The organism is Streptomyces sp. NBC_01296 (assembly GCF_035984415.1).
Taxonomy (GTDB): domain Bacteria; phylum Actinomycetota; class Actinomycetes; order Streptomycetales; family Streptomycetaceae; genus Streptomyces.
In genome coordinates this window covers 430701-454178 of the sequence record NZ_CP130720.1, presented here as the reverse complement: position 1 = coordinate 454178, position 23478 = coordinate 430701, and the positions used below count along the sequence as shown (strand labels likewise).

Annotated in this window: 19 protein-coding genes and 3 pseudogenes; 10 read left to right on the top strand and 12 right to left on the bottom strand. The window is 69.7% G+C overall.

The genetic code is table 11. The features are described from left to right. Positions 1-105: 105 nt before the first annotated feature. Together OG299_RS02230 and infA are read left to right on the top strand one after the other, a co-directional pair. Positions 106-903 carry a GNAT family N-acetyltransferase gene (locus OG299_RS02230; RefSeq protein WP_327360223.1) on the top strand — a complete coding sequence of 266 codons (798 nt, stop codon included), beginning with the start codon at positions 106-108 and terminating at the stop codon, positions 901-903. Positions 904-983: 80 nt separating this feature from the next. Continuing rightward, positions 984-1208 (top strand): translation initiation factor IF-1, encoded by a 225-nt coding sequence (infA, locus tag OG299_RS02225; RefSeq protein ID WP_327360222.1) that lies wholly within the window; start codon positions 984-986, stop codon positions 1206-1208. 544 nt (positions 1209-1752) lie between these two features. Here infA and pknB read toward each other — a convergent pair. The 9 genes from pknB to OG299_RS02185 form a co-directional block, all read right to left on the bottom strand. Continuing rightward, the gene (gene pknB, locus OG299_RS02220) at positions 1753-3759 is read right to left on the bottom strand and encodes a Stk1 family PASTA domain-containing Ser/Thr kinase (protein ID WP_327360221.1); all 2007 of its coding nucleotides are present in this window, start codon (positions 3757-3759) and stop codon (positions 1753-1755) included. 278 nt (positions 3760-4037) lie between these two features. Next, a complete protein-coding gene (locus tag OG299_RS02215) occupies positions 4038-4949 on the bottom strand; it encodes a formylglycine-generating enzyme family protein (RefSeq protein ID WP_327360220.1) in 912 nt (303 codons plus the stop codon). Between the two features lie 77 nt (positions 4950-5026). Then, positions 5027-6430, bottom strand: coding sequence for a sulfatase family protein (locus OG299_RS02210; protein ID WP_327360219.1), 1404 nt, complete (start codon positions 6428-6430; stop codon positions 5027-5029). Positions 6431-6811: 381 nt separating this feature from the next. Then, entirely contained in the window at positions 6812-7714 is a 903-nt protein-coding gene (locus OG299_RS02205; RefSeq protein ID WP_327360218.1) for an ABC transporter permease, read from the bottom strand. Then, a complete protein-coding gene (locus OG299_RS02200) occupies positions 7701-8489 on the bottom strand; it encodes an ABC transporter ATP-binding protein (RefSeq protein ID WP_327360217.1) in 789 nt (262 codons plus the stop codon). Before OG299_RS02200 ends, OG299_RS02205 begins: the two co-directional genes overlap by 14 nt. Before the next feature lie 56 nt (positions 8490-8545). Beyond that, complete coding sequence (locus tag OG299_RS02195) at positions 8546-9655, bottom strand: aliphatic sulfonate ABC transporter substrate-binding protein (RefSeq protein ID WP_327360216.1); 1110 nt, start codon at positions 9653-9655, stop codon at positions 8546-8548. A 287-nt stretch (positions 9656-9942) separates the two neighbouring features. Beyond that, the gene (locus OG299_RS42630) at positions 9943-10014 is read right to left on the bottom strand and encodes a putative leader peptide (RefSeq protein ID WP_353962829.1); all 72 of its coding nucleotides are present in this window, start codon (positions 10012-10014) and stop codon (positions 9943-9945) included. Positions 10015-10177: 163 nt separating this feature from the next. Beyond that, positions 10178-10636, bottom strand: a complete 459-nt coding sequence (locus OG299_RS02190; protein WP_266637818.1) for an RrF2 family transcriptional regulator — start codon at positions 10634-10636, stop codon at positions 10178-10180. A gap of 128 nt (positions 10637-10764) precedes the next feature. Beyond that, a complete protein-coding gene (locus OG299_RS02185; RefSeq protein ID WP_266637820.1) occupies positions 10765-11967 on the bottom strand; it encodes an acyl-CoA dehydrogenase family protein in 1203 nt (400 codons plus the stop codon). A 422-nt stretch (positions 11968-12389) separates the two neighbouring features. On the opposite strand from OG299_RS02185, the gene OG299_RS42625 reads away from it, so the two are divergent. The 4 genes and pseudogenes from OG299_RS42625 (at position 12390) to OG299_RS02170 (ending at position 15232) form a co-directional block, all read left to right on the top strand. Next, positions 12390-12473, top strand: coding sequence for a putative leader peptide (locus OG299_RS42625; RefSeq protein WP_324617234.1), 84 nt, complete (start codon positions 12390-12392; stop codon positions 12471-12473). A 228-nt stretch (positions 12474-12701) separates the two neighbouring features. Further along, on the top strand, positions 12702-13253 hold the full coding sequence (locus tag OG299_RS02180; RefSeq protein ID WP_327360215.1) for a winged helix-turn-helix domain-containing protein: 552 nt from the start codon (positions 12702-12704) through the stop codon (positions 13251-13253). 354 nt (positions 13254-13607) lie between these two features. Continuing rightward, a pseudogene (locus tag OG299_RS02175) lies at positions 13608-14001 on the top strand (IS701 family transposase); the annotation flags it as partial. Positions 14002-14252: 251 nt separating this feature from the next. Further along, a pseudogene (locus OG299_RS02170) lies at positions 14253-15232 on the top strand (IS5 family transposase). Positions 15233-15353: 121 nt separating this feature from the next. Here the strand turns inward: OG299_RS02170 and OG299_RS02165 are convergent. Then, on the bottom strand, positions 15354-16088 hold the full coding sequence (locus OG299_RS02165) for an SDR family oxidoreductase (RefSeq protein WP_266637824.1): 735 nt from the start codon (positions 16086-16088) through the stop codon (positions 15354-15356). A gap of 71 nt (positions 16089-16159) precedes the next feature. Here OG299_RS02165 and OG299_RS02160 point away from each other — a divergent pair, with 71 nt between their 5' ends. After that, on the top strand, positions 16160-17083 hold the full coding sequence (locus OG299_RS02160) for a LysR family transcriptional regulator (RefSeq protein ID WP_327360214.1): 924 nt from the start codon (positions 16160-16162) through the stop codon (positions 17081-17083). 1077 nt (positions 17084-18160) lie between these two features. Here OG299_RS02160 and OG299_RS02155 read toward each other — a convergent pair. Continuing rightward, positions 18161-19801, bottom strand: coding sequence for an alpha/beta hydrolase (locus OG299_RS02155; protein WP_327360213.1), 1641 nt, complete (start codon positions 19799-19801; stop codon positions 18161-18163). 319 nt (positions 19802-20120) lie between these two features. Here OG299_RS02155 and OG299_RS02150 point away from each other — a divergent pair. The 3 genes and pseudogenes from OG299_RS02150 to OG299_RS02140 form a co-directional block, all read left to right on the top strand. Beyond that, a pseudogene (locus OG299_RS02150) lies at positions 20121-20333 on the top strand (IS630 family transposase); the annotation flags it as partial. Positions 20334-20510: 177 nt separating this feature from the next. Continuing rightward, complete coding sequence (locus tag OG299_RS02145; protein ID WP_266637839.1) at positions 20511-21461, top strand: MerR family transcriptional regulator; 951 nt, start codon at positions 20511-20513, stop codon at positions 21459-21461. Continuing rightward, positions 21458-22693 carry an MFS transporter gene (locus OG299_RS02140; protein WP_327360212.1) on the top strand — a complete coding sequence of 412 codons (1236 nt, stop codon included), beginning with the start codon at positions 21458-21460 and terminating at the stop codon, positions 22691-22693. The genes OG299_RS02145 and OG299_RS02140 overlap by 4 nt, the downstream gene beginning before the upstream one ends. A 301-nt stretch (positions 22694-22994) precedes the next feature. Here the strand turns inward: OG299_RS02140 and OG299_RS02135 are convergent, their stop codons facing one another. Continuing rightward, on the bottom strand, positions 22995-23369 hold the full coding sequence (locus OG299_RS02135; RefSeq protein ID WP_266637843.1) for a DUF6193 family natural product biosynthesis protein: 375 nt from the start codon (positions 23367-23369) through the stop codon (positions 22995-22997). Between the last annotated feature and the right edge of the window lie 109 nt (positions 23370-23478).

The following is a 23478-nucleotide window of genomic DNA, read 5'->3' as shown; positions in this document are numbered from 1 at the left end:
ACGCTGTATGCAGGTGGGTGCTCCCCCTTTCCGTCACGGTGGGCGGCTGACATAGGTGTCGCCGGGAGTGCCTCAACAGCTAGGCACTCGCGAAGGGTGAAACCTATGAATCGTACGTATTCCACTCCCGGCACGGCCGATCCCGCCGTAGCGATCACGCGGGTCTCGGAGGACCAATGGCACGCCGTGCAGGACGGTCGGGAGGTCGGCCGCAGCGATGCGTTGAGCCGGCCCGACGGGCGCCTCTTCCTCAGCATCGACGCGTGGCACGGTGTGGCCTTCGACCGGCTCGCCGCTGCGATGGTGGCGGACCTGCCGACACCCCTCCACACGCTGGTCGGCGAAAGCGACCTCGACTCGACTTCCAGGTGGCAGCGGGCCGGCTTCACGATCGGACGACGTGAGCGGGAGTACCTGGTGCCCACTGACCCGGCGGCCACGGGCCTCGGTTCCGCGCGGCCGCCGTCGGACGTGACGATCCTGCCTGTCGGAGAGGCGGAGCAGGGTCCCCTGCAGGCCTTGGACCTTGTGATCCGCGACGAGGTCGAGGCCACGGTCGGCTGGCAGCGGATGCCGGCCGAGGTGCTGCCGCGTCCGGCCGGGGTCACCGTGGTGGACCCGGCGAAGTACGCGGTGGCAGCGCGGGCCGGTCGCTACGTGGGGCTGGTCCGGTTGGCGCCCGTGCCCCGACAGCCGCGGATCGGGCTGATCGCCGTCCGGGCCGATGAGCACCGCCGCGGCATCGCCAGGGCGATGCTGGCCTCGGTCCTGGGTGCGCTGCACCGCTCCGGGGTCGCGACAGCACGGGCCGAAGTCGACGTATCCAACGAGGCGGCCGTTGCGCTGTTCGAGGGCGTCGGCGCTGAGCGTGCGGGCTGCAGCCTGGAGCTGGTGTGCCGCTGACGCGTCACCGAGCCCGCTCCGTACACCGCAATTCATTCCTTTATCGACCTCACCGTTACTGAACGGGGAAGTGAGCAAACTTGCCAAGAACAGCAGGCGCCCTCGAGACCGAGGGCACCGTCGTCGAGTGTCTGCGCAACGCCACCTTCAGGGTGGAGCTCGAGAACGGGCACAAGGTGCTCGCCCACATCAGCGGGAAGATCCGGAAGAACTACATCAAGATCCTTCCGTTCGACCGGGTGATCGTGGAACTCAGCCCGTACGACCTCACCCGCGGTCGCATCCTCTACCGCTACAGGACGTGACAGCTACTCCCAGCTCACCTGGATCAGCAGTCCCCGATGCGGTGACGGGTCAGTTGGAACGACACACAACAGAGCACCGTCGCTGCTGCCAAAAATCCTGACAGGTCGTTGGACTGCCCCATCGAGGGGGCCGAGGCAAACGGCTAAGGGTCGCGACGCCCTTGAAGCACTGGGCCCCGATGGTGACAGACCGTCGGGGCCCAGCGGTGTGCCGGCGGATCTTGCCCACCATCCTCCCGACACTGACTCGGCGTTCCAGTAGGCCACCCGGTGGGCCGTGCCGAGCGTGTCCGGGTGCTCGGGGCCCAGTACGCGGAGCCGGTCGCGCGGCAGTTCCTCGGCCAGCCGGGCCGCCGAGGCGGGGTCACACTCAAGGGCCGCGAAGGCTGGTCGAACGAGCATGAGGCGCGACCGATGCCTTCCGCCGACTGACCCGGTACAACACCCGACAACTCCACAGCAGCCTCGGCTGCCAAAGCCCTGCCGAGTACGAAGCCACCGCACTGAGCATCACATCGCACCTGTCCGCCAAACAGGATCAACCTCAGGGCCGGCCGGACGAGATCCAGACCTTCACCGTGCCGCCAGGGCTGATCCGATCGCTGCTTGTCGGCTCCTGCCGGACGACCTGCCCGGCGGGCCAGAGCGGATCGGGGCCGGTGTGCTCTTCCAGCTTCAGGCCGGCTATCTCCGCGCAGGCCCGGGCGTTCTGGATCGTGAGGAGTTCCAGCATGGGGGCCTGCGGTTTCTCGCTGGTGGTGTACAGGTCGCAGCCGGCCAGTTCGCCCACTGCCCTCGGGTCGCGGCCGGAGGAAATCCACACGGTGACCGTGCTGCCGGTCAGCACGTCCTGGGACACCGGGTCCTGCTTGGCGACCTGGCCGGCCGGGATGTGCGGGTCCTGAACGGTGCCGGCCTCGCGCAGCTGGAGATGGGCGATCTCCGCGCAGACGCGCGCGTCGGCAGCGGTCCGCTCCTTCAGCCAGGGGACCGAGATCTTGTCGTGGTGCGCTTCGACCTCGCAGTTCTCCAGGTCGCCCTTGGCGCGCGGGTCGCCGCCGGTCGACACCCAGACCGTGACGGTGCTGCCCCGCTCGATCGACTTCGCGGTCACCGGTTCCTGGCGGGTGACCGTGTCCTTGTCGTACTTCGTCCCCATGGTCGACTTCTGGTCGAGCTTCAGCCCGGCGATCTCGGCGCAGGTCGTGGCCTCGGCCGCCGACATGCCGGTGAACGACGGGGGATTGAAGTCGCCGTTCGAGGATGCGCCCGGGTCGCACGAGACGTACGGGCCGGTGGCGCGCGGATCCGGTGTGTGGCCGCCTCCGAACGAGAACCAGCCGCCGAGCGAGCTCGCCGCGACCACCATCGCCACCGCGGGCAAGGCGCCCAAGGCGAGGATCCGGAGCCTGCGGACGGTCCGGACGTCGTGGGCGCTACGCGGGTGAACGGTCCAGCGGATGGAGTTCGCGGCGCCGTCCGCGCCATCCGCGCCGACCGCACCGTCGTTCGCCGTGACGGTGGGGCCGCCGATACGGTGGGAACCGCCCGGGTCCGCGGTGACGGTGGGTGCGGTGTGCGTGCTGGCCGTGGTGTCGGCGGGCGCGGTCGCATCGACCGTGGTGGCAGTGGCAGTGGCAGTGGCCGGGCTGCTGGGGGCGGCGGCGATCCGGCGGACGTCCTCGGCCATGGCCTCGGCGCCCTCGTACCGGTCGGCGGGGTCCTTGCTCAGCGCGCGGGCGACGACGGTGTCCACGGCAGCGGGCAGAGACGGATTGAACGAGGACGGCGCGGGTGCCGGCTGCTGCACGTGCTGGTAGAGGACGCTCATCGTCGACTCGCCGTCGAACGGCGTACGCCCGGTGACCAGTTCGAACAACATGCAGCCCACTGAGTACAGGTCGGACCGCGCGTCGGCGGGCCGGCCGAGCGCCTGCTCGGGGGAGAGGTACTGCGGTGTACCGAGGACGGTGCCGGTCCGGGTCATGGCGGTGCCGTCCGACTGGAGCGCCCGGGCTATCCCGAAATCCATCACCTTGATCGTGCCGTCGGTGGTGGTCATCACGTTGGCAGGCTTGATGTCGCGGTGGACGAGCCCCTGCCGGTGGCTGCAAGCCAGCGCGTCCAGGACGGCCGCGGTCACCGTCAGGGCCCGGTCCAACGGGATACCACCGGCGGGGGAGTGGGGCGCGTGATCTCGGATCAGCTCGCGTAGCGAGCGGCCCTGGACGTACTCCATCACCATGTACTGAATCGGCCCGTCCGGACCGCTGTCCTCGCCGCTGTCGTGCACGCCGACGATGTTCGGGTGGCTCAGCGCGGCCACCGCGCGGGCCTCGCGGCGGAAGCGCTCACGGAAGGAGGGATCGCGGGCCAGATCGGCGTGCAGTGTCTTGACCGCGACGGTGCGCCCCAGCACCGTGTCGTGCGCACGATGGACGGATGCCATCCCGCCCTCGCCCAAGGGAGCCCGCAGGACGTAACGGCCCTGCCCGACGGAATGGATGGGCCCGGCTTCGTGCACGTTCTCGGTCTCCTCGACGTCTCTCACCCACGCCCCCCGGCGCCGCCCCGTCCGGGCTCACCGCGCGGGCGCGGGCCGTGCCGCCTCGCTGCGGTAATGCTCCTCAGCAGCTGTCACTTCTGCTCAGGGGCTGTACATGACAATACGACCGTACCGGGGGAGCGGGCGCCACGTCGAATGCGTTCCGGGCGAGGTCTGCCCATCGAACGGTGTATCAGGGTGGTTGAAGCTACGGGCGGTCCATGGAGACCTCTCCGGGGGTCCTGCCTCTCGAGCCGCGCTGGTCTTACTGCCCGGATAATGGCCTAGCTCGCGGCCGTGCCGCTGTCTGCGGCCACGCGGAAGCCGATGTTGCCGGTGGAGCTGTCCGGGGTGTTGGAGCTGCGGGCCGCGACGCGGTAGCGGTTGCAGTACGAGTCGTGGCAGAGGTAGGAGCCGCCGCGCATCACGCGGCCGGTTCCGGGGGCGAACCAGTCGGCGCACCATTCCCATACGTTCCCGACGACGTTGTAGAGACCGTAGCCGTTGGGGCGGAAGGACTTCGCCGGCGCCGTGCTCTCGTAGCCGTCCTCCGCGGTGTTGCGGGTGGGGAAATCGCCCCGCCAGATGTTGCACATGTGCCGACCGCCGGGCGTGAGGTCGTCTCCCCACGGGTAGCGCCGCTGCTCCAGCCCGCCGCGGGCCGCGTACTCCCATTCGGCCTCGGTGGGCAGGCGAGTGCCGGACCAGGCGCAGTACGCCTGGGCGTCGTTCCAGGAGACGTGGATGACGGGGTGGTTCTGGCGCGCCGCGAAGGACGAACCGGCGCCCTCGGGGTGCCGCCAGCTGGCGCCGGAGACGGCCCGCCACCAGGGGACGGCCGCCACCGGCGGCGATGCGGCGGCGACGTCCTCGGCCAGGAAGCCGCCGAAGACGAAGGAGAAACCGAAGTGCTCGGCCTCGGTGACGTGGCCGGTGGCTTTGACGAAGGTGGCGAACTGGGCGTTGGTGACCGTCGTGGGCGCGATGCGGAACGGGTCGACGGCCACCTCGCGCACCGGCCCTTCGCCGTCGGCCGGGAAGGAGTCAGGGTCCTCGGTGCCCATGAGGAAGTGACCGCCCGGCAGATCGATCAGCCGGCGGGCGCCACGCGGGGCGGCGGCGACGGGTGGCCGTGGTGCGAGTGAGAGCGCGACGGCGGTGGCGTCACCGTGTCCGGGGGTGCAGCAGGAGAGCATGACGGCTCCGTCGGTGTGCGTTGAGGGAGGGGCGGGTGCCCCGCTGGTGATCCCGCGGGGCACCCGAACGGGTACCGCTAGGCGGTGCGGTCAGTGGCGAGTTGGGCCGCCAGGGCGGGGATGCCCAGGTTCTGCTCGTCCGCCGGGGTGGCCTGGTACAGCTTGTTGGCCAGCTGGTGGGGGTCGCCCGCCAGATCGTAGAACTCGCGGAACTTCACCTGCCCCGTGCCCGACACGGTGCCGTTGCCGTCGGTCGTGAGGTCGTAGTACTCCGTGTACTGCTTGTCCTGGGACACGTACGAGGCCCAGGTGGGCGGGCCGCCCGCGGCCGCGCCCTGCTTCCACCACTCCACGAGCAGGTGGTCGCGGCTGTACGAGGAGAGCAGGGACCGGCCGTCCACCGAGTGGGTGGGCGTGACGCCGGCCGCGTCGAGGACCGTGGGGGCGATGTCGATGTTCGCGGTGATGCGGCTGTCGGTGGTCCCCGCGCCCAGGCCGCCGGCCGGCCAGGAGAGGTAGAACGGCACCTCGTGCGCCGGGCGGTAGGGCACCGACTTCTTGGTCCATCCGTGGTCGGCCCAGGTGAAGCCGTTGTCGGCGATGTAGATGACCAAGGTGTTCTCGAGTTGGCCGAGCGCCTGGAGCTTGTTCTTGAGCGCCTGCACCGTGTCGTCGACGGAGAGCAGGGTGCGCAGCTGTTCCGCACGGATCAGCTTCCCGTCGGCCAGGGTTCCGGTCGCGTTCCGGATGTAGGCCGGTTTGTCGCTGCGGTCGCCCTCCGGGACGGAAGGCCTGCCGCTCCAGTCCGGGACGGCCGCTCCGGCGTACTGCGCCTCGGGCGTGCGCGGGCCGTGGGAGGCGTACGGCGTGACGTACGCGAACCAGGGACGGGTGTCGGCCGCCGCCTTGTCGAGGAAGTTCAACGTGCGGTTCTTGATGATGTTGGTGGTGTAGCCGTCGATCGTCTGGACCGTGCCGTTGACGTTCCACTGCGCGTCGACGTAGCCCGGCTGGAGCAGGGCGAACTCCTCGAAGTGCGGCGGATTGTCGGACAGGGTCCAGGAGTTGAGCCACTTGCCGAACAGGCCGGTGCGATAGCCGGCCTGCTTCAGGTACCGGGGGAGAGTGGTGCTCTGGTCGAGTTGGTACGAGGCGTTGTTGTTGCGGACGCCGTGGTGGTGCGCGTAGCGGCCGGTGAGGACCGACGAACGGGAGGGCGCGCACAGCGGGGTGGTGACGTGCCCGTTGGTGAACTTGACGCCCTGGTCGGCCAGCCAGGCCGTGGTCTTCGGCAGCGCCCATTCGGTGTGCTTGGGCTGGTCGTCCGTGACGATGAGCAGGATGTTGGGACGTGTCGCGGCAGCGGCGGGAGAGGCCGCCGCCACCTGGGCGATCGCCGGAACCGCCGCGGCGGCCGCGGCGGCGGCCGTGCCGGCGAGGAATCCGCGGCGGCTCACCCGCGGTCTGCTGTTGTCGCTCATGGGATGTCTTCTCCTGGTTCCGCAGCTCGTACGGGTACGGCGGGGCAACCGCCGTGAAAGGTGGAAGAGAGACGGGCATCGGGCATCGGGCATCGGCCGGCCGGCCCCGGGAGAGGGGGCGGCCGGTGCGTGACACCGGGTGGGGATCCCGTGCGAAGAGGCGACGCGTGACTACCGTCGCGCCCGGGCGATCGGACACAGAGCGCTCGCCAGCCTGCCCAGATCGAGGTGGCGGCGCACGGTGAGGAGGCTTCCAGCTGCCATGGCGAAGAGACTAGGGGCGGGGGTGGAGGTGGTCCATGTACGGCATGTGAAAAGTGCAACTCCGTTTGAACGGCGTTGTGTTGGCCGGCCGCAGCGGCCGATGAGCTGCTCGCCCGGTCAGCTCTTGACCAGTAGGCCGCGGCTGCGGAGTACCCACCGTTCGACGGGGCTGAAGATCAGCAGGTCGATGGCGATGCCGACGACGAGGATGAGGATGATTGCGAGGAACACGCCGGGGAGGTCGATGTTGTTGCGGCCGTTTTCGAGGAGTTGGCCGAGGCCGAGGCCGAGGTCGGGGGAGCTGGCGATGATCTCGGCGGCCATGAGGGAGCGCCAGGAGAAGGCCCAGCCCTGTTTGAGGCCGGCGAGGTAGCCGGGGAGGGCGGCGGGCATGACGACGTGGCGGGCGCCTTGGAGGCCGGTGGCGCCGAGGGTGCGGCCGGCGCGCAGGTAGAGCGGGGGGATCTGGTCGATGCCGGAGACGAGGCCGTTGGCGATGGAGGGGACGGCTCCGAGGAGGATGACCGTGTACATCATGGCGTCGTTGAGGCCGAACCAGAGGACGGCCGGGGGTACCCAGGCGACGGAGGGCAGGGACTGCAGGCCTTGGAGGATGGGGCCGATCGCGGCGCGGACGAATGTGACGCGGGCGACGATCAGGCCGAGGGGGGTGCCGATGGCCAGGGCGAGGAGGAAGCCGAGCAGGCCGCGGGAGACGCTGGTCCAGATGACCTCGAGCAGGGTGCCCTTGAGCCACATTTGGGACAGGCTGTCCCAGACCGCGGACAGCGCGGGCAGCTTCGTCTCGTCGGTGACCTTCAGGGAGACCAACACCTGCCAGACCAGCAGGACGAGGCCGACGGCCAGGACGGGCGGGAGGATCTTCTTGACGAGGACCTCGCGCGTCGGGGTGCGGTGGGTCTGGACCGCGTCGAGGGCGTCGAGCCCCGCCTCGAGGCCCGCCAGGTCGTCGGTCCTGCCCGTGGCCGCGGTTGTCGGCTTCGTTTCAGTGCTGGCCATGGCGGCGGATCTCCCCACGCAGGTGTTCAGTGATTTCGACGGACAGTTCCGCGACGTCCGCGTCCTCGATGCGGCGCGGCTGCGGGATGTCCACGGTCCATTCCTTGGCGATGCGGCCGGGCCGTGAGGAGAGCAGGACCACGCGCTGGGCGAGGCGGACGGCCTCGCGCACGTTGTGGGTGACGAAGAGGACGGAGACGTCGGTCTCGGCCCAGATGCGGGTGAGCTCGCCGTGCAGGACGTCGCGGGTGATGGCGTCCAGGGCCGCGAAGGGCTCGTCCATCAGCAGGAGCCGGCTGTCCTGGGCGAGGGCGCGGGCCAGGGCGACGCGCTGGCGCATGCCGCCGGACAGTTCGTGGACGCGCTTGCCGTAGGCGCCGCCGAGGCGGACCAGTTCCAGCAGCCGTTCGGCCTCGGGCTTGCGGTCGGTCTTGGCCACCCCGCGCAGGCGCAGGGCGAGTTCGATGTTCTTGCCCGCGGTGAGCCAGGGGAAGAGGGCGTGCTCCTGGAACATCAGGGCGGGCCGGCCGGCGGTCTCGATGGTGCCCGCGCTGGGCTTGTCGAGTCCGGCGGCCAGGTTGAGCAGGGTGGACTTCCCGCAGCCGGAGGCTCCCAGGATGGTGACGAACTCGCCGGGCGCGACATCGAGGCTGATGTCGTCCAGGACGAGCTGCGATCCGGCCGGACCGGGGAAGGACTTCGAGACGTGCTCGATCCGGGCGGCTTGAGACACCGCGGTGGTGTCTTCAGCAGCCTTGGCAAGTGTGGTGGCCATGGTCGTCACCTCCTGGGGTGTGCTGGATTGAGGGCTGGCTTCTGTGCTGCTCGGAACTACTTGGCGCCGAGACCGCCGTCGGAGACCTCGGGCTTGCCGGCGGCCTTGAGGACCTTGTTCAGGAGCGTCAGGTCGTAGATGCCGGCGAGGTCGGGCTGCTCGATGAGCTTGGCCTTGACCGCCCACTCGGACTCGGTCTTCAGCGTGGATGCCAGCGGGTCGTCGGTGACGAGGATGCTCTTCCACGCCGGGTCGATCACCTTCGCGTCGAGCGGCTTTCCACCCTCGGCTTCCAGCTTCGCGTTGGCGGAGGCCTTCGCCTTGTCGGGGTTGGCGTTGATCCAGTCGTTGGTCTTCACCGTGCCGCGCAGTACGGCCTCGACGACGTCCGGGTGCTCCTTGAGGAACTTCTGCGACACGATGACGTTCGTGATCACGAACTTCTTGTCGGGCCACAGGTCGGTCTCGTCGAGGAGGACGGAGCCGCCGTCGGCGACCAGCTTGGAGGCGGTCGGCTCCGGCACCCAGGCGCCGTCGATCGAACCCTGTTTGAAGGCGTCCGGGGTCACCTTGTTGTCCGTACGGACGACGGAGACGTCACCCTTGCCGGACTCCGGGTCGACCTTCCAGCCCTTCTCGCCGATCCAGTTGAGGAACGCGACGTCCTGCGTGTTCCCCTTCTGCGGGGTGGCGATCTTCTTGCCCTTGATGTCGTCCAGGGTCTTGATCTTGTCCGGGTTCACGACGAGCTTCACGCCGCCGGACGCGGAACCGGAGACGATCCGCAGGTTGGTGCTCTTGGACTTCACGTAGCCGTTGATCGCCGGCGAGGGGCCGATGAAGCCGATGTCGAGAGAGCCCCCGTTGAGGGCCTCGATCTCGGACGGGCCGGCGTTGAACGTCTGCGGCTTGATCGCGGTGGAGCCGAGCTCCTTGGCGATCAGGCCTTCCTGGATGCCGACCAGCGCGGTCGCGTGCGTCAGGTTCGGGAAGTACCCGATACGGACCTCGGTCGCGGAGAGCTTCTTCTCACCGGTGGCCGCGGCGTTCGCCTTGTTGTCGTCCTTCTTCGCCTCGGAACCGTAGCCGCAGGCGGTGAGGAGCACGGGGAGCGTCGCTGTGACGGCGATGGCGCGCAGGATGGTGAGCGGTCTTGCGGCAGACACGGAGGTGTCCTTTCACGGGAAGGTGTTCACGAAAGTCAGGAAGTACAGAAGTGCGGAAGTGCGTCGAGGTGCGAGCCGAAACCATCGGCGCACAGGGCACCCGCTTCCGGCCGTTGCCGGCGGGAACTCGGTCGCGGGCTGCGGAGTGGGCGGGGTCGGACGCCCCGGGGACGGGCGTCGAGGTCGTACGTCGAACGCCCGCGCTCGAAAGCACGAGGTCGGTGAGGCCGGCCGAGAGGCCTGCCCGGTCGACGGAGGTACGCGCGGAGTCCGCCCGGCGAAGGGTGTCAGCAGGGCTGACAGATGGCGCTGGACGTACGTACGAGGTCGATGTGCCGGCGGGAGGTCAGAGGCAGCATCCGGCCTGCGTGGTGCAGTTCTCGCACGGCCACCTCACTTGATTCCTAGTTTTCCCACCTGGTTGGTAGGCATATTGGCAGAGCCGGACAACGGCCCCAAGAGGCTGACCGCATCGTGGACGCCCCTATCTCGCAATGCGAGAAAGGCCAGGTGGGGCAGGGGTCAGGGATTGGTCCAGGCTCCGGGGGAGTCGGCCAGTGCCGATACGCCGGAGGGCAGATCGGAGGACGCGACGTCGGCGAGCGTCACGCCGTCGAGGATCTCGCGCACATTGGCCCGCAGCGCGATCCACAGGGGAAGCAGCGACTGGGCGGGGCCGGTGTAGGACAGGTCCGGTGGGCGGACCCCGCGCACCGAGACGAGCGGTCCGTCCACGACGCGGATGACGTCCGCGATGGTGATGGACTCGGCGGGCTTGGCCAGCCGGTAGCCGCCGTTGCCGCCACGCTGGCTGAGCACGAGACCGCCTCGGCGCATGTCGTTCAGGATGCCCTCGAGGAACTTGTGCGGGATGTCCTGGGCGTCGGCGATGGCTTCGGCCTTCACCGGCCCGTCGTCCTGCGACGCGGCAAGCTGCAGTGCGGCACGTACCGCGTAGTCCGCCCTGGCTGAGATCCGCATGGGGCCATTATCCGGCATGGATCCGGCCGGTGTCGGTCACGGGTGGCCGCAGGCTGCCGGGCGGGTGCGCATGCCCGGCAGCCTGCGGGCTCGGCTCGTGGATCCGCGCCCCGAACAGGAGCCCCGCGTCAGTGGAAGGCCGCCGTCGCCGCGCGGTGGGAGCCGTTGAGGTAGTGCTCGCCGATGGAGCGCAGGCGGTGCGCGACCGGGCGGTGGGCCGTCAGGACTCGGGCGTTGCGCCAGAACCGGTCCAGGCCGGGAGCGTCGGCGAGTTCCAGTACCCGGGCGGTGATGTGCAGGGCGGCCTTCGACATCACGGCCTCGGCCGTGGCGACCAGGGCGGCGACGCCCGCCGGTACCTCGGCGTCGAGGTGCGCACCCCTGGCGAGGGCCTGCGCCATGACCTCCGTCGCCCGGTCGACCACGGCGGTGGCCGTCTGGGCGGCGGAGGCGAGTTCCCCGTACGTCAGGAAGAGGTCCGGGTCCTCGCCGGGCCGTCGGTGTGCGCGGCCGCCCCTGCTGAGGTCGCGTGCTTCGGTGAGGGCGCCCTCGGCGATGCCGAGGCCGACGTGGCACAGGGCGAGCCGCAGCGCCGGTTCCGCGAGCGCGGTGACGGGTGGGGTCGACTCCTCGTCGTGCGGTCGGCGGCCCAGCACCTGCTCCGGCGTGATGGCAACCCGGTCCAGGACGACGCGACCCGCGCCGGCGACGCGCTGCCCGAGGCGATCGTGGGAGGGTTCGACGCTCACGCCCCGCGCGCCGGCCGGGATCCGTACGACCAGGACGTCGCCGGTCGCGGCGCAGACGGCGTCCACCACGATTTGGTCGGCCGCGGCCACCGCCGTGTCCACGGAGCGGCGTCCGTTCAGCACGTGGCCGGTGGGGCGGGGCCTCAGGGTGAGGTCCGGTCCCTCGGTGTCGTCGTCGGGCGCGAGGGTGCGGACCGCCCCGGTCCACAGCCAGCGCTCGCGCACCGACTGCTCCTCGAGGGCGGTGGCGAGTTCGTGGTCCGCGTAGAAGCGCCCGCTCCAGGCGTGTACGTAGTGACGGGCGAGCAGGTCGCCGACGGAGCTGTCCGCTGCGGCGATCTCCCGTATGACGGCGCAACCGGTACGCCAGTCCGCCCCCCGGTCGGGTCCGGGCGGGGTGAGGGCCGCCGGCAGGCCGGCCTCGCGCAGCCGGGCCGTCTCGTCGGTCGGCGGCTTGCCGGCCTGGTCCCGGGCGATGGCGTCCGCGGCGAGGTCGTCCGCCACGTCGCGGGCGGTGCGCAGGAGCGCCTGGTGTCGCTCGTCGGTGGATTGGGGGCCGGCGGGGCTGGGTGTCGTGCGCATGAGTGTCACCGGCAGGCCCCGGTGCCGCCGTGTGGCGCGGGGGCTGGGCGGACAGCGGTGCCATGGGGGCTGGCGGTGGTCATGTCGGCTACTCCGGAACGTTGTTGGGTGGCGACCGGGCAGGGCGGCGAATCCCCACCTTTCCCATCGGATTGATAGGGATACTCGCCCGAAGCGACCTTCCCGGCAAGGGTGTGACCGGATGATGGACAGTTCGATCTCGGGATGAAAGACGCCGCAGGTCAGTGTCCGGTGGGTGGGGCCGAGGCCGGATTCACTGTCAAGGAGTGCGTGGAGCAGGGGAGTTGCGCCCCTATGCCCTCCTGGCGGCGGAAAACCTTCATGTGATTCGTCCGGCCATTTCCTATGGGAACAGTAGGGAAGTATTGACGAGCGTCCGCCGCGCGCCCCAGGATGTGCCCATGTCCCCGTCGCAGCCGTTGCTCGTACGCCGCAGGCACGTTGACCTCCGTCGCGTCGCCAGCGCCGTCTGCCGCCCCGTCTAGGGCTTTTCGGCAGGGCATTTCCCCGATGCGCGCCGTTGTTCCGGTGCCGCTTCCTCTGTGCGTCGCGCCTTTTTCGTGACCCCGGCCGCCCTCTGGGCCGTGCGGGTCGGTCCGGCATGCACCATGCCGACCCTCCCGGTCGATTCCGTCACGGAGACGCCGCCCTGCCCTGTCGTGCCCGAACACCCGGCATCCGTACCTCACTCCGCGCAGCCGAAGGGGCTCAACATGACCACCGCAATTCCCGCACCCGCCGTTCGCCGTTCCCCGGCCCCCCGTCTCCAGCTGGTCGGCGACCGCCCGCTCGCCGTCCCCGCCGGCGGGACCGAGGGCGGCCGCGTCGGGTACCTCGTCTTCCTGCCGGCGAATGTCGACCCGGTCGCGCTGATGCAGGCGCACGGCATCCGCCCGGAAATCCATCCCCTCGGGCTCGGACTGCCCCAGGCTCCCGGGTCGGAGCCGACCCCGCAGCCCGACCCCGGCCGGCTCGATGACGCGATCCGGGTCGACCGGGCGCGTCGGCTGGTCGAGGTCGACGGGCACGAACTGGACCTCACCTACCTGGAGTTCGACCTCCTGGCCCATCTCGTGGCCCACCCGTACACGGTTCACACGCGTGATGCCCTCATCTCGGGCATCTGGGGCTACGGGCACATCGGCGACGGCCGTACGGTCGATGTCCACGTGGCCCGGCTGCGCCGCAAGCTCGGACCCGCCCACCGGGACTGCATCTCCACCGTGCGCCGCGTCGGCTACAAGTACGTTCCCGACCACCGGTAGCCCCGGGGCGGGCCATCGATTCCTCGAGGTCGTTCGGCAGCTCACCCGTCGCCCGCCCGGCCCGACGCTCGCTGCCCCGTCCGTTCTCACCGGCGGCCGGCGGCACGGTCGTGGGCCGGGTCCACGCAGCTCGCACCCCCGGCAGCCGCCCCGAAGGGCACCGTATGCCTGGGCTACGGGCTGGCCGACTGCACACCCGGCGACCGGGGACATGAGCGCACCCGATCGCGGCGTCGGAAACGGCGTCTGAGCGGTTCAGAGTTTGTCGGCCGCCCGGACCCGGTGCAGGTGTACAAGGGCGTCGTAGGCGCGGCCGAGGGCGAGGTGGAAGTCCTGGTACCCGACATGATCCAGGGGCCCCGCGTCTTCGACTGGGCCAGAGTGGAGGTCCGACCCTGGCACCGAGACGACCGTCGGCACTGGGCGATCGCCCGCCGCAGCGTCAGCCGGCCCCAGGAAATCTCCTACTACATCGCCTACTGCCCCGCGGACACCACCCTTGACCAGGTGATCCACGTCGCCGGTGCCCGCTGGGCCGTCGAAGAATGCTTCCAGACCGCGAAGCAGGAGTGCGGCCTGGACGACTACCAGGTCCGCCGCTACCCCGGCTGGCACCGACACCTAAACCCTGGCCATGGCCGCCCAGGCCTGCCTCACCATCCTGCGGGCCCGCGAACTGGACGCCGACAAAGCAGAAACGGATCCTCCGGCCTCGTTCTCCTCAGCCTTCCCGAGCTCAGACGCCTGATCGCCCGACTCGCACACCGCCAGACCACCCCCGTTGACCAGGTCCTGCACTGGTCCCACTGGCGACGCCGCCGACAGTTCCAGGCCCGACTCAGCCACTACAAACGACGCGGGCACACTCCACCCGAAACTGCCCAACCGTCAGGGCAAAGACCGTTGCACTACTAGGGTCCGTCTTGGGCCTGTGTGATGTCGTGATCAGTCGATGGGTTTTGCTCCCTTCGGGGGGCGAAATCCGGTACGACATTGACCGTGACTCGCAGGCAACTTACCGATGCCCAGTGGAAGTTCATCGAGCCCTACCTGCCGATCGGCAGGTTCGGCCCGTACCCCGAGCGGCTGCGGGAGCAGTTCGAAGGGGTGATCTGGAGGTTCCGTTCCAGTGCCCAGTGGCGGGAGATGCCCTCCGAGTTCGGTCCCTGGGCCACCGTCTACGGGCGCTTCCGGGTCTGGCGGGACGCCGGTGTCTTCGCCGCTCTGCTGGAGGGCCTGATCGCTGAGGCGGCCCGCGCGGGGAGAACGGACTTGTCGCTGGTCAGCGTGGACTCCACCACTGCCCGCGCCCACCACGACTCCGCCGGGATGCGCGTCGGCGAGGACCTCATGGAGGCCCTGGAAGGGGCTGCGCGCGAGCAGGAGGAGGCCCGGCAAAAGGGGGTGGACCGGAGGAACAGAACGGACAGGCCGAGCGCCGACGCGTCCGACGCAGACGCAAGCTCCGCCTGAAGGAAGCACTGCTCGGCAGGTCCCGTGGCGGACTGACCAGCAAGGTCCATCTCGCCGCGGATCGCAAATGCCGCCCGCTCGCATTCGTCCTGACCGCAGGGCAGGCCGCGGACAGTCCGCAATTCATCCCCGTGCTGGGGAAGGTGAGGGTCCGTCTGCCCGTCGGCCGTCCTCGCACCAGGCCCGGCGCGGTCGCCGCGGACAAAGCCTACTCGTCCCGCGGCAACCGCGCCTACCTGCGCAAACGCAACATCAAAGCGGTGATCCCGGAGAAGAAGGACCAGGCCGCCAGCCGGAAGAGGAAGGGCGCGAGAGGCGGCCGGCCCGTCAGCCACGACGCCGAGCTCTACAAGGAACGGAACACCGTCGAGCGCCTGATCAATAAGCTGAAGGCCTGGCGAGGGATCGCCACCCGCTACGACAAGACGCCCGGGAGCTACCTCGCCGGCCTCCGCCTCCGCGCCGCAATGATCTGGATCGACGACCTCCTGAAGATCACCGACTGATCACAACATCACACACGCCCTAGGCCCGTGGGGATGGGCGCCGCGCAAGAGGCGAGTGATCGTCACGGCGGGGGTTGAAAACACCCCGGCAGGCGTCGGGCGGAGACGGCGCGGCATGGTCTCACCAGGGAATCGGCCCGTCCTCGGCCAAAAAGGCGCCCGTCGGGCCGTCCTCGCCCGCCGTCGCCAGGTCAACCGCCACGGCCGCGCCCTCCTCCGCCGTGCGCATCCCGGTGTGGCGGTTGAGGTCGGTCGCGCAGTAGCCGGGACTCACCGCGTTGACCAGGATCCCTTCGGCGCGCAGTTCATTGGCGTAGAGCACGGTGATCGCGTTCAGCGCGCTCTTCGAGGTGCAGTAAGGGAGGAGGATCGAGTAGTAGGCGGACCACGGGCTGCCCGGGTCGGCCAGGTGGGTGAGTGAGCCGAGTTCGCTGGACATGTTGACGATGCGTGCGGCGGCGGAGCGGCGGAGCAGGGGGAGCATGGCGTGGGTCACCGCGATGACGCCGAACACGTTGGTCTCGTAGACCTGCCGGACGGTGGCGGCCGGGGCTTCACTCGGCTTTTGCGGTCCGGCGGCGATCGCGGCGTTGTTGACGAGGATGTCGAGGCGGCCGAACGTGGCGTCGATGTGCTGGGCGGCGGCCTGGACCGAGGTCTCGTCGGTGACGTCCAGCGGAACGAACCGTACGTCGGCGCCGCCCGCGCGAAGCTCCTCGGCCGCCGCCTCGCCACGCTCGGCGTTGCGGGCGCCGATCAGCACCGTGATGCCGAGGGCTGCGAGCCTGCGGGCCGTTTCCTTGCCGATGCCCTTGTTCGCACCGGTGATCAGAGCAGTCTTCTGTGAAGTCGTCATGGCACCCAGCTTCCCCTCACCCACGGGCGGCAGGGAAAGACCAGAAGACTCTGGATCTATAGTCCACAGATATGAGTGAGCTAGAGGTGCGGGAGCTGAGGTACTTCATCGCGGTCGCCGAGGAACTGAACTTCAGCCGGGCCGCGCAACGCCTGGGGATGGCGCAGCCCCCGCTGTCGAAGACGATCGCTCAGATGGAATCCCGGCTCGGGGTATGCCTGCTGGAGCGCACCACCCGGCAGGTGAGGCTGACCAACGCCGGTCAGGTGCTGCTCGACCAGGCCCGGATCGCGGTCGACGCGGTGCACGCGGCGGCCCGGCGAGCACGCCGGGCCGGTCAGCCGACACCCCAGCTCGTCGTGGCGGTCAAACCGGGAGGCGATGCCGGGCTGCTGCGGGAGATCCTCGCCGCCTACCGGGAAACGGGTTCGCATCTGCCGCCGCCTGAAGTTGTCGTCGGCGGCAGCGGAGAGCCGATCGCCATGCTGCGGGACGGCCGTGCCGACGTAGCACTGCTGCGCAGCCCGTTCGACGGTCAAGGGCTCGATTCCCAGACACTCGTGGTCGAGCCGCGACTGGCCGTCCTCCCCGCCGCGCACCGCCTGGCCGGACGCCGGCGACTGCGGCTGACCGACCTCCAGGGCGAACCGATCCCGCGCTGGAAGGGGGCCGCCCCCTCCACCACCGCCTACTACACCGGATACGACGGCGCAGAAGCAGGCGATGGCCACACATGCTTGGCGCCGGCCGACACTCCTGAGGGGCCGCTCGTTTCCAGCGTCGAACAACTCCTGGAGGTGGTCGCGCTGGGCCAGGCGGTGGCGTTCCTGTCACTCTCCACCACCGAGCGGCACCAGCGCCCGGACATCGCATACCGGCCGGTCACCGACCTCAGCCCCAGCGCGGTCATGGTCGCCTGGCCGGAGACCTCGCGATCCGCAGCCGTCGCCGCCTTCGTCCAAGCCGCCCACGACGTCGCCCACCCACCACCCTGACCACTGACCGACATCGGCAGCCCCCACTGGTTCAGCCACAGCATCGCCGGCTCCCACCCGTCCGGCCCCGCCACCAGAAGCCGCCGCCGCTCCGCCGCTCCGAGCCGGGCCACCGCCACCCACCGCCCGCCGACCCGGACGACCGGCCGCGCCGGATCCTCGACGAGCAGCGAGCGCGGACCCGGGACGTAGAAGCCGCGGGCCCGCCCGTAGTCGAGCGTCTCCCGCCGGTCCCACTCCATGTACCCCCACACGTCTCGCAGCACCGGCACCGGCACCAGCATGTACACCGCGCGCCCCGAGCAGCCCTTGAAGATCTCGTCAGGCAGCATCATGCGGGCATTCACGATCCCGGAGCCCGGCGGCGGGACTCCCGGAAGCTCGAACACCGTCAGGGCGGACTGCTCCGACAGCCGCAGCCCCGTACGGACCATGGCGTCGGCGAACGCCGCGTTCCGCGCCGCCCACCGCCCGCGAACCGCCCCCGTGGCATCCCGTCGGCGTCGAACCCGCACAGGCCCACGTTCTGCCACAGCCGGTAGGAGGCGGGCGGCAGCCACTTCATCTCCCGCCTCGGCCCGACCCTGGACGCCTCCGTCGGCACCAAGCGCGCCACCCCGCCACCCGCACCCGCCCCGTGCGGACCACAGGAAAATGAAGAAGGTACGCAGGTCGCGGGCGTGCGCGGCCTGCGTGTTCCATGGCGAATGCGCCATCCACACGGAGAAGTACCGGTTCAACGCGACAACGAACCGGCCCTCGGGATCGATCAGGAACGGCTGTCCCTCGGGCACCCCTTGCTCGTCGAGCCGCTCGTCCAGGCGGGCGAACAGCTCGGCGAACTCCTGCATCAGCGCCGTGGCCGTCCGAGGCCACGGCGCTTCACGATGGGTGAAGTGGACCCGCCAGCCCGTGATCGACCCAGTGTCGGCGACCGACGATCGCGAGACAGCCCCGGTCTGGTACGAGGTACTCCAGGACCAGGGTGTCGAGGGCATCTTGTGGACAGGGTTCGCGGCTGACCGCTTGACCGGGTTCAGCCGATTGCAGCAGGGGCCGGGCGGCCGGGCCCTGTCGTCAGCGGGCTGCGGCACCCTCCGGATCCGGGGTGGGCGGCGGGTTGTGGCAGGTCACGTCCTTCGCGGGCAGCCGTCCCGTCGACAGGTATGCGTTGACGGGTATGTTGGCGCAGGCCGTGGGGTTGGAGAGATACACACCATGCCCCTCACCCCCCAGCGCCAGCACCATCCGCGACCCCTTGAGCGCCTGGTGCAGCCCCTGGCCGGTGCCGAGCGGGGTCATCGGATCCCACTCGTTCTGCACGGTCAGGACATCGGCCCGGGTCTTCATGGGCGTGGCGGGCTCCAGCGGCCGCTGCCAGAAGGCGCACGGTTTGATGTTCGACGCGAAGTCCCCGTACAGCGGGTGCTTCACCTTGTCCCGCGCCGCGTCCCGCGCGTACTGCTCCGGATCGCGGGGCCAGTTGTCCGTGTCCCCGCACACCACGGCCCAGTACACGGCGGTGGCGTTGCTGGCGGGGACGGCGTCCGGACCTTCCGACGCCCCTCCCGCGTCGACGCCCGGGCCGGCGGCCCGGACGCCGCCGAGCGGTGACTGCGCGCCGGGCCCCTTCCTGTCGACGCCCTTCCCGCTCGCGCCCGGATCGGTGCCACCCGGAGCCATGCCACCCGGAGCGGTGCCACCCGGCGGCTGGGGCGCCTTGTCGGCCGATGCCTTGATGGACTTGACGACGGCCGAGGCACCGTGGGGATCGAAGAAGAGCGACGGGTCGGCCCTGATGTCGTCACCCGTCATCTTCTCCCCGTAGTGGATGATCGGGTCCCGGTCGGCCCGCGCCACCAGCGCCCAGAAGGTGGCCGAGACCGCCTCGGGCGTGGCGCCGAGCCCATAAGTGTCCGAGCGCTCCGCCGCCCACCGCGTCCACCGCTCGAAGGCGGGCTCGGCTTCGGTCCCCCACGCCTGGATCATGCCGCGCCAGACGCGCCCCGGGTCCACGCCGCTGTCCAGGACGAACCGGTCGGTGCGCTCCGGGAACATCTGGGAGTACACCGCGCCGAGGTACGTTCCGTACGAGTAGCCCAGGTACGAGACCGTCCGCTCCCCGAGTGCGGCGCGGATGACATCCATGTCGCGCGCCGTGTTGCGGGTGGTGATGTACGGAATCACATCGCCCGACTTCTCACGGCACTTGTCGGCGATTCCGCGCGCCCAGGACACGTCCGAGGCGAAGGTCTCGGGCCGGTACGCCCCGCCGACGCCCACCTCCGCTTCGCTCAGATCACCACACTCGATCGGGCTGCTCTCGCCGACGCCGCGCGGGTCGAAGCCGACGAGGTCGTAGCGGTCGCGGACGTCCTTGGGCATCTCGGCATTCGTCCGTATCGGCCGGTAGAGACCCGAGGTCCCGGGGCCGCCGGGGTTGAGGAGGAGGACGCCACGACGCTTGGCGGGGTTCTCGCTCTTCATCCGGGATATGGCGAGGTTCAGGGTGCGCCCTTCGGGACGCTGGTAGTCGAGCGGCACCTTGAGGGTGGCGCACTCGTACGCCGCCGGCCGATCGGGGCTGCAGCGGTGCCAGGCCGGCGTCTGTCGCAGGTACGCCGGGGCCGGGGCGGCGGAGGCCGATGGCGCCGCCAGCCCGGGAAGGGCGGCGGCGAGGAGCCCGGAGGTGGCGAGCAGCCGTGCGAGATGTTTCATGCGCGTGGTCCCGTTCGTCGGGTGAAATCGCTTGTGCATCGACTGTGTTGGACGAGCGGGTCAGACCGGGACCCTCCCAAGAACGATCTTCCGTCCCCCGCACGTACCACCTGAAATCCGGACGCGTGGCCGAGATTCATCCCCAAGATCCGCGTATCCGCCGGGGCTTCCGGGACGGAAGCGCCCGTCCACGCGTAGTCCCCTCCCCCTTAGGGAGGACAACCGACGACAACTAGTGCTCTGACCGGGTTGGTTCGCCGGGCTTGTGGTCGGTGCGGTTGGATGTGCGGTGACGTCCGATCCGACCGTCGGAGGCGCGGTGGCCGAGCCTGTCCGTGTGCGCAGACTGACCGGCCAGGAAGGCCAGCGGCTGCAGCAGATCGTGCGCCGGGGCAGCACCAGTTCGGGTCCAGGCCGACGAGGACATCGTCCGCGACGTGATCCACTGGTTCAACGAGATCGGCTTGGCCTGCTTGGACCCTCGGTGGGCGGGAGGCCGTCCCGCTTGCTCAGTCCTGACGACGAGGACTTCCGGCGCCCCACGACGTACCAGAGCCAGGTCGAGGAGATCGCTGAATCTCTGCAGCGCCCGGGAGCGTCAGCTGTCTGACCTGCGCTGCTTGTTGCTGTGGTCGGGTTGCTCTGAGTAGGGCGGCGTGGTGTTCGTGAGGCTTGAGTCTCCGGTAAGGGGAGATGTGAGGGTGGGGGCATGAACGGCGAGACGCTCTATTCGATCGGTGACCTGGCTCGACGGACGGGTCTGACGGTGAAGGCCATCCGGTTCTACGCGGACACCGGGATCGTGCCACCGACCGACCGCACCCCTGCCGGATACCGCCGGTATGGTGCCGATGCCATCGCGCGCATCGAACTCGTACGCACGCTGCGCGAGTTGGGAATCGACCTGGCCACGATCCGCAAGGTCATGGACCGGGAGGTCTCGCTGACGGACGTCGCGGCCACGCATGCCGAAGCACTGGAGGTGCAGATCCGGGTCCTGCGGCAGCGCCGCGCTGTGCTGACGGCGGTGGCCCGGCGCGGCTCGACTTCCCAGGAGATGGAGCTCATGCACAAGCTGGCATGTCTGTCGGAAGCCGAGCGGCAGTGTCTGATCGACGACTTCCTCGGTGCAGTGTTCGACGGCCTGCATGATCATCCCGCGTTCGCGGCGGTCACTCGCTCGTTGACACCCGAGCTGCCCGAGGACCCCGAACCCGAGCAGATCGAGGCATGGGTGGAGCTGGCCGAGCTGTTCCAAGACCACGATTTCCGCGCCACGTTGCACGGCATGGCCCAAGACCTGGCGGCCGACCGGGCCCCGGACGACGCCACGGGTCTGCCCCCCATCCTCGCCGAAGCCGTCCGGGCCCAGGTGACACAGGCTCTCGAGGCCGGTGTCGAGCCGGACTCGGCCGAAGCGGAGCCGATCGTGACCGCACTCGCGGCCCACTATGCACGTATCCTCGGCTGCCCGGCCTCACACGATCCCCTTGCTGTCTACCGGCGCCTTGCCGACCGGCTGGAGCAGATGAACGACCCGCGCCGGGACCGGTACCTGTCGTTGCTGGCCACTGTCAACGGCTGGCCGGCACCCGGGAGTCTGGCGCCCGCGCTCACCTGGTCCACCGCGGCACTCCGTACCCGGATACCGCAGCGGTGAGCCGAGCACGCACCACGCCCGCCGTCACAAGACCAGGCCACCCGGCCCCGTATCGGTTCTTTGCCAACTACCGGACATTGATGCAGGTGCCCGGCTTCTGGCGGATGGCCGTCATCGGCATGGCGTCGAAGCTGGCCGCGAGTATGACCAGCCTGAGCATGCTGCTCCTGGTCAGCAGCGCCTATTCGTATGGGACCGCGGGACTGGCGGTGAGCTGCTCCGCTCTCGGCCAGGGGTTGACCGCGCCGTTGCGCGGACGGCTCATCGACCGCCATCCGGTCCGCCCGGTCCTGCTCTGCTGCCTTGCTGCTCATCTGTCCGCCACCATCGCCGTGATCGCGACGGTGCGGAGCGGCGGCAGCGCCACAGCGGTCTGCTCACTGGCCGCAGCCGTCGGCGCGAGTGCTCCACCCGTCGCGGTCATGATGCGTTCTGTCTGGCACAGCGTCACCACCAGCACCACGCTGGACACGGCCATGGCGCTCGACGCTTCCATGATGGGTGCCGCGCTGATCGTCGGTCCGGTGCTCGCCGGCTGGCTCAGCCTGTCGTTCTCGCCTCTCCTGCCGTATGCGGCCATCACGGCGATGACGGTCATCACCGTCGCACTGGTGGTGGTCAACGCTTCTGTTGTCCTCGTGCCTTCGGCTGCGGCTGGGCACTGGCTGGGGCCATTGATGTCGTCGCCATTGCGTCGCCTGCTGGCCGCCGATGCGCTCTTCGTCATGGCGGTGACGGCCATGGACGTGGTGCTGCCGGTCTACGCGCGGCAGGTGCACGCGGCCGAACTGACCGGCTTGTATCTGGGCAGCCTTGCGGTTGGCAGCGTTGTGGGAAGTCTTATTCTGGGTATGGCCACGAAGCGGCTGCCGCGTGGGCTCGCGCTTCCGGTCCTGCTCGGCCTGTTCGCCCTCGGATGTGCTGCCCTGGCTGTGGCCGCCCGGCTTTCCCCGATGGCGGTCCTCATGGTGTGCCCGGTCGCCGGCCTTGTCATCGGGTCGCTCTTTGCCGTCGTGCGCACCTCGGGAGGCGATCTGGCCCCAGCTGGGCAGGTCACCGAAACCATGTCCTGGCTCAGTACCCTCGACATGGCCGGCGGTGCGGCAGGGGCAGCCGTGTTCGCTCATCTCGCCGATGCGAAAGGAAGCCCGACGGCGCTCATGCTCGTCCCTGTGCTGATCATGACGGCTGCTGTGGTCAGCTGGCGGGTTCAGACCCGGCAACAACGTTGATATCGCTGCAGCCGTCGACAGCGTGGCCGCAGCCCGGCACCCCCGCCGCATCCGATGAGCACCGCGGCAGGGAATGTCTTGACGTACGCGGGCGAGACGGGAAGCCGGACTGTCGGCAGTCTGGTGCGGTGCAAGTGGTGTCACCGGGGTGAGTTGAGCTGGACAGCGGGACATGGTGCCGCAGGTCAACGGCTGCAGACGCGGGTGTGAGCCGTTGGCCTTCCGGTTGGCCCGTTGCAACGTAGGTTGACCGATTTCATCGAAGTTTGACGGGCACCGCAGCTGCAGCTCTGCGGCTGGTTCAGTCGGTGGAGCTCTCGCTCTCCGGTGGGGGCCACGGCCCCTCGAAGGCCGGCCCGCAGTCTTGGGGCAGGTGGGCCACTACCAACGCGGCCGCCTCCCGCGGTGTCAGCACCTCGCCCAAGACGCCCGAGTACCGCGGCGCGTACACCGTGTACGACTGCGTGCCGCTCGCGATGAACGGCAGGTCGTTGCTCCACGGGAACTGGGTGTTCCTGTGGAAGGTGAGGGTCCCGTGGCTCGGAAACGGGAACAGGGCCCGCAACCGAGGTTCGGCGTAGGCGGCCTCTATGACCGCGGGCTCCCCCCGTCGCGCCGTGGGATGCCCCTCCACCATCTGCCGCCAGGTCTTCTCGACAAACGTCTCCTCCGCCATCCCGCGATCATGACGCCCGTACTCGGCCAGGACAACCCGCTCCACCCCGATGGTCAGATTTGGATGAACCAGACCCACGCCAGCTGTGGCTGCCCCGGTTGAGTCTCCT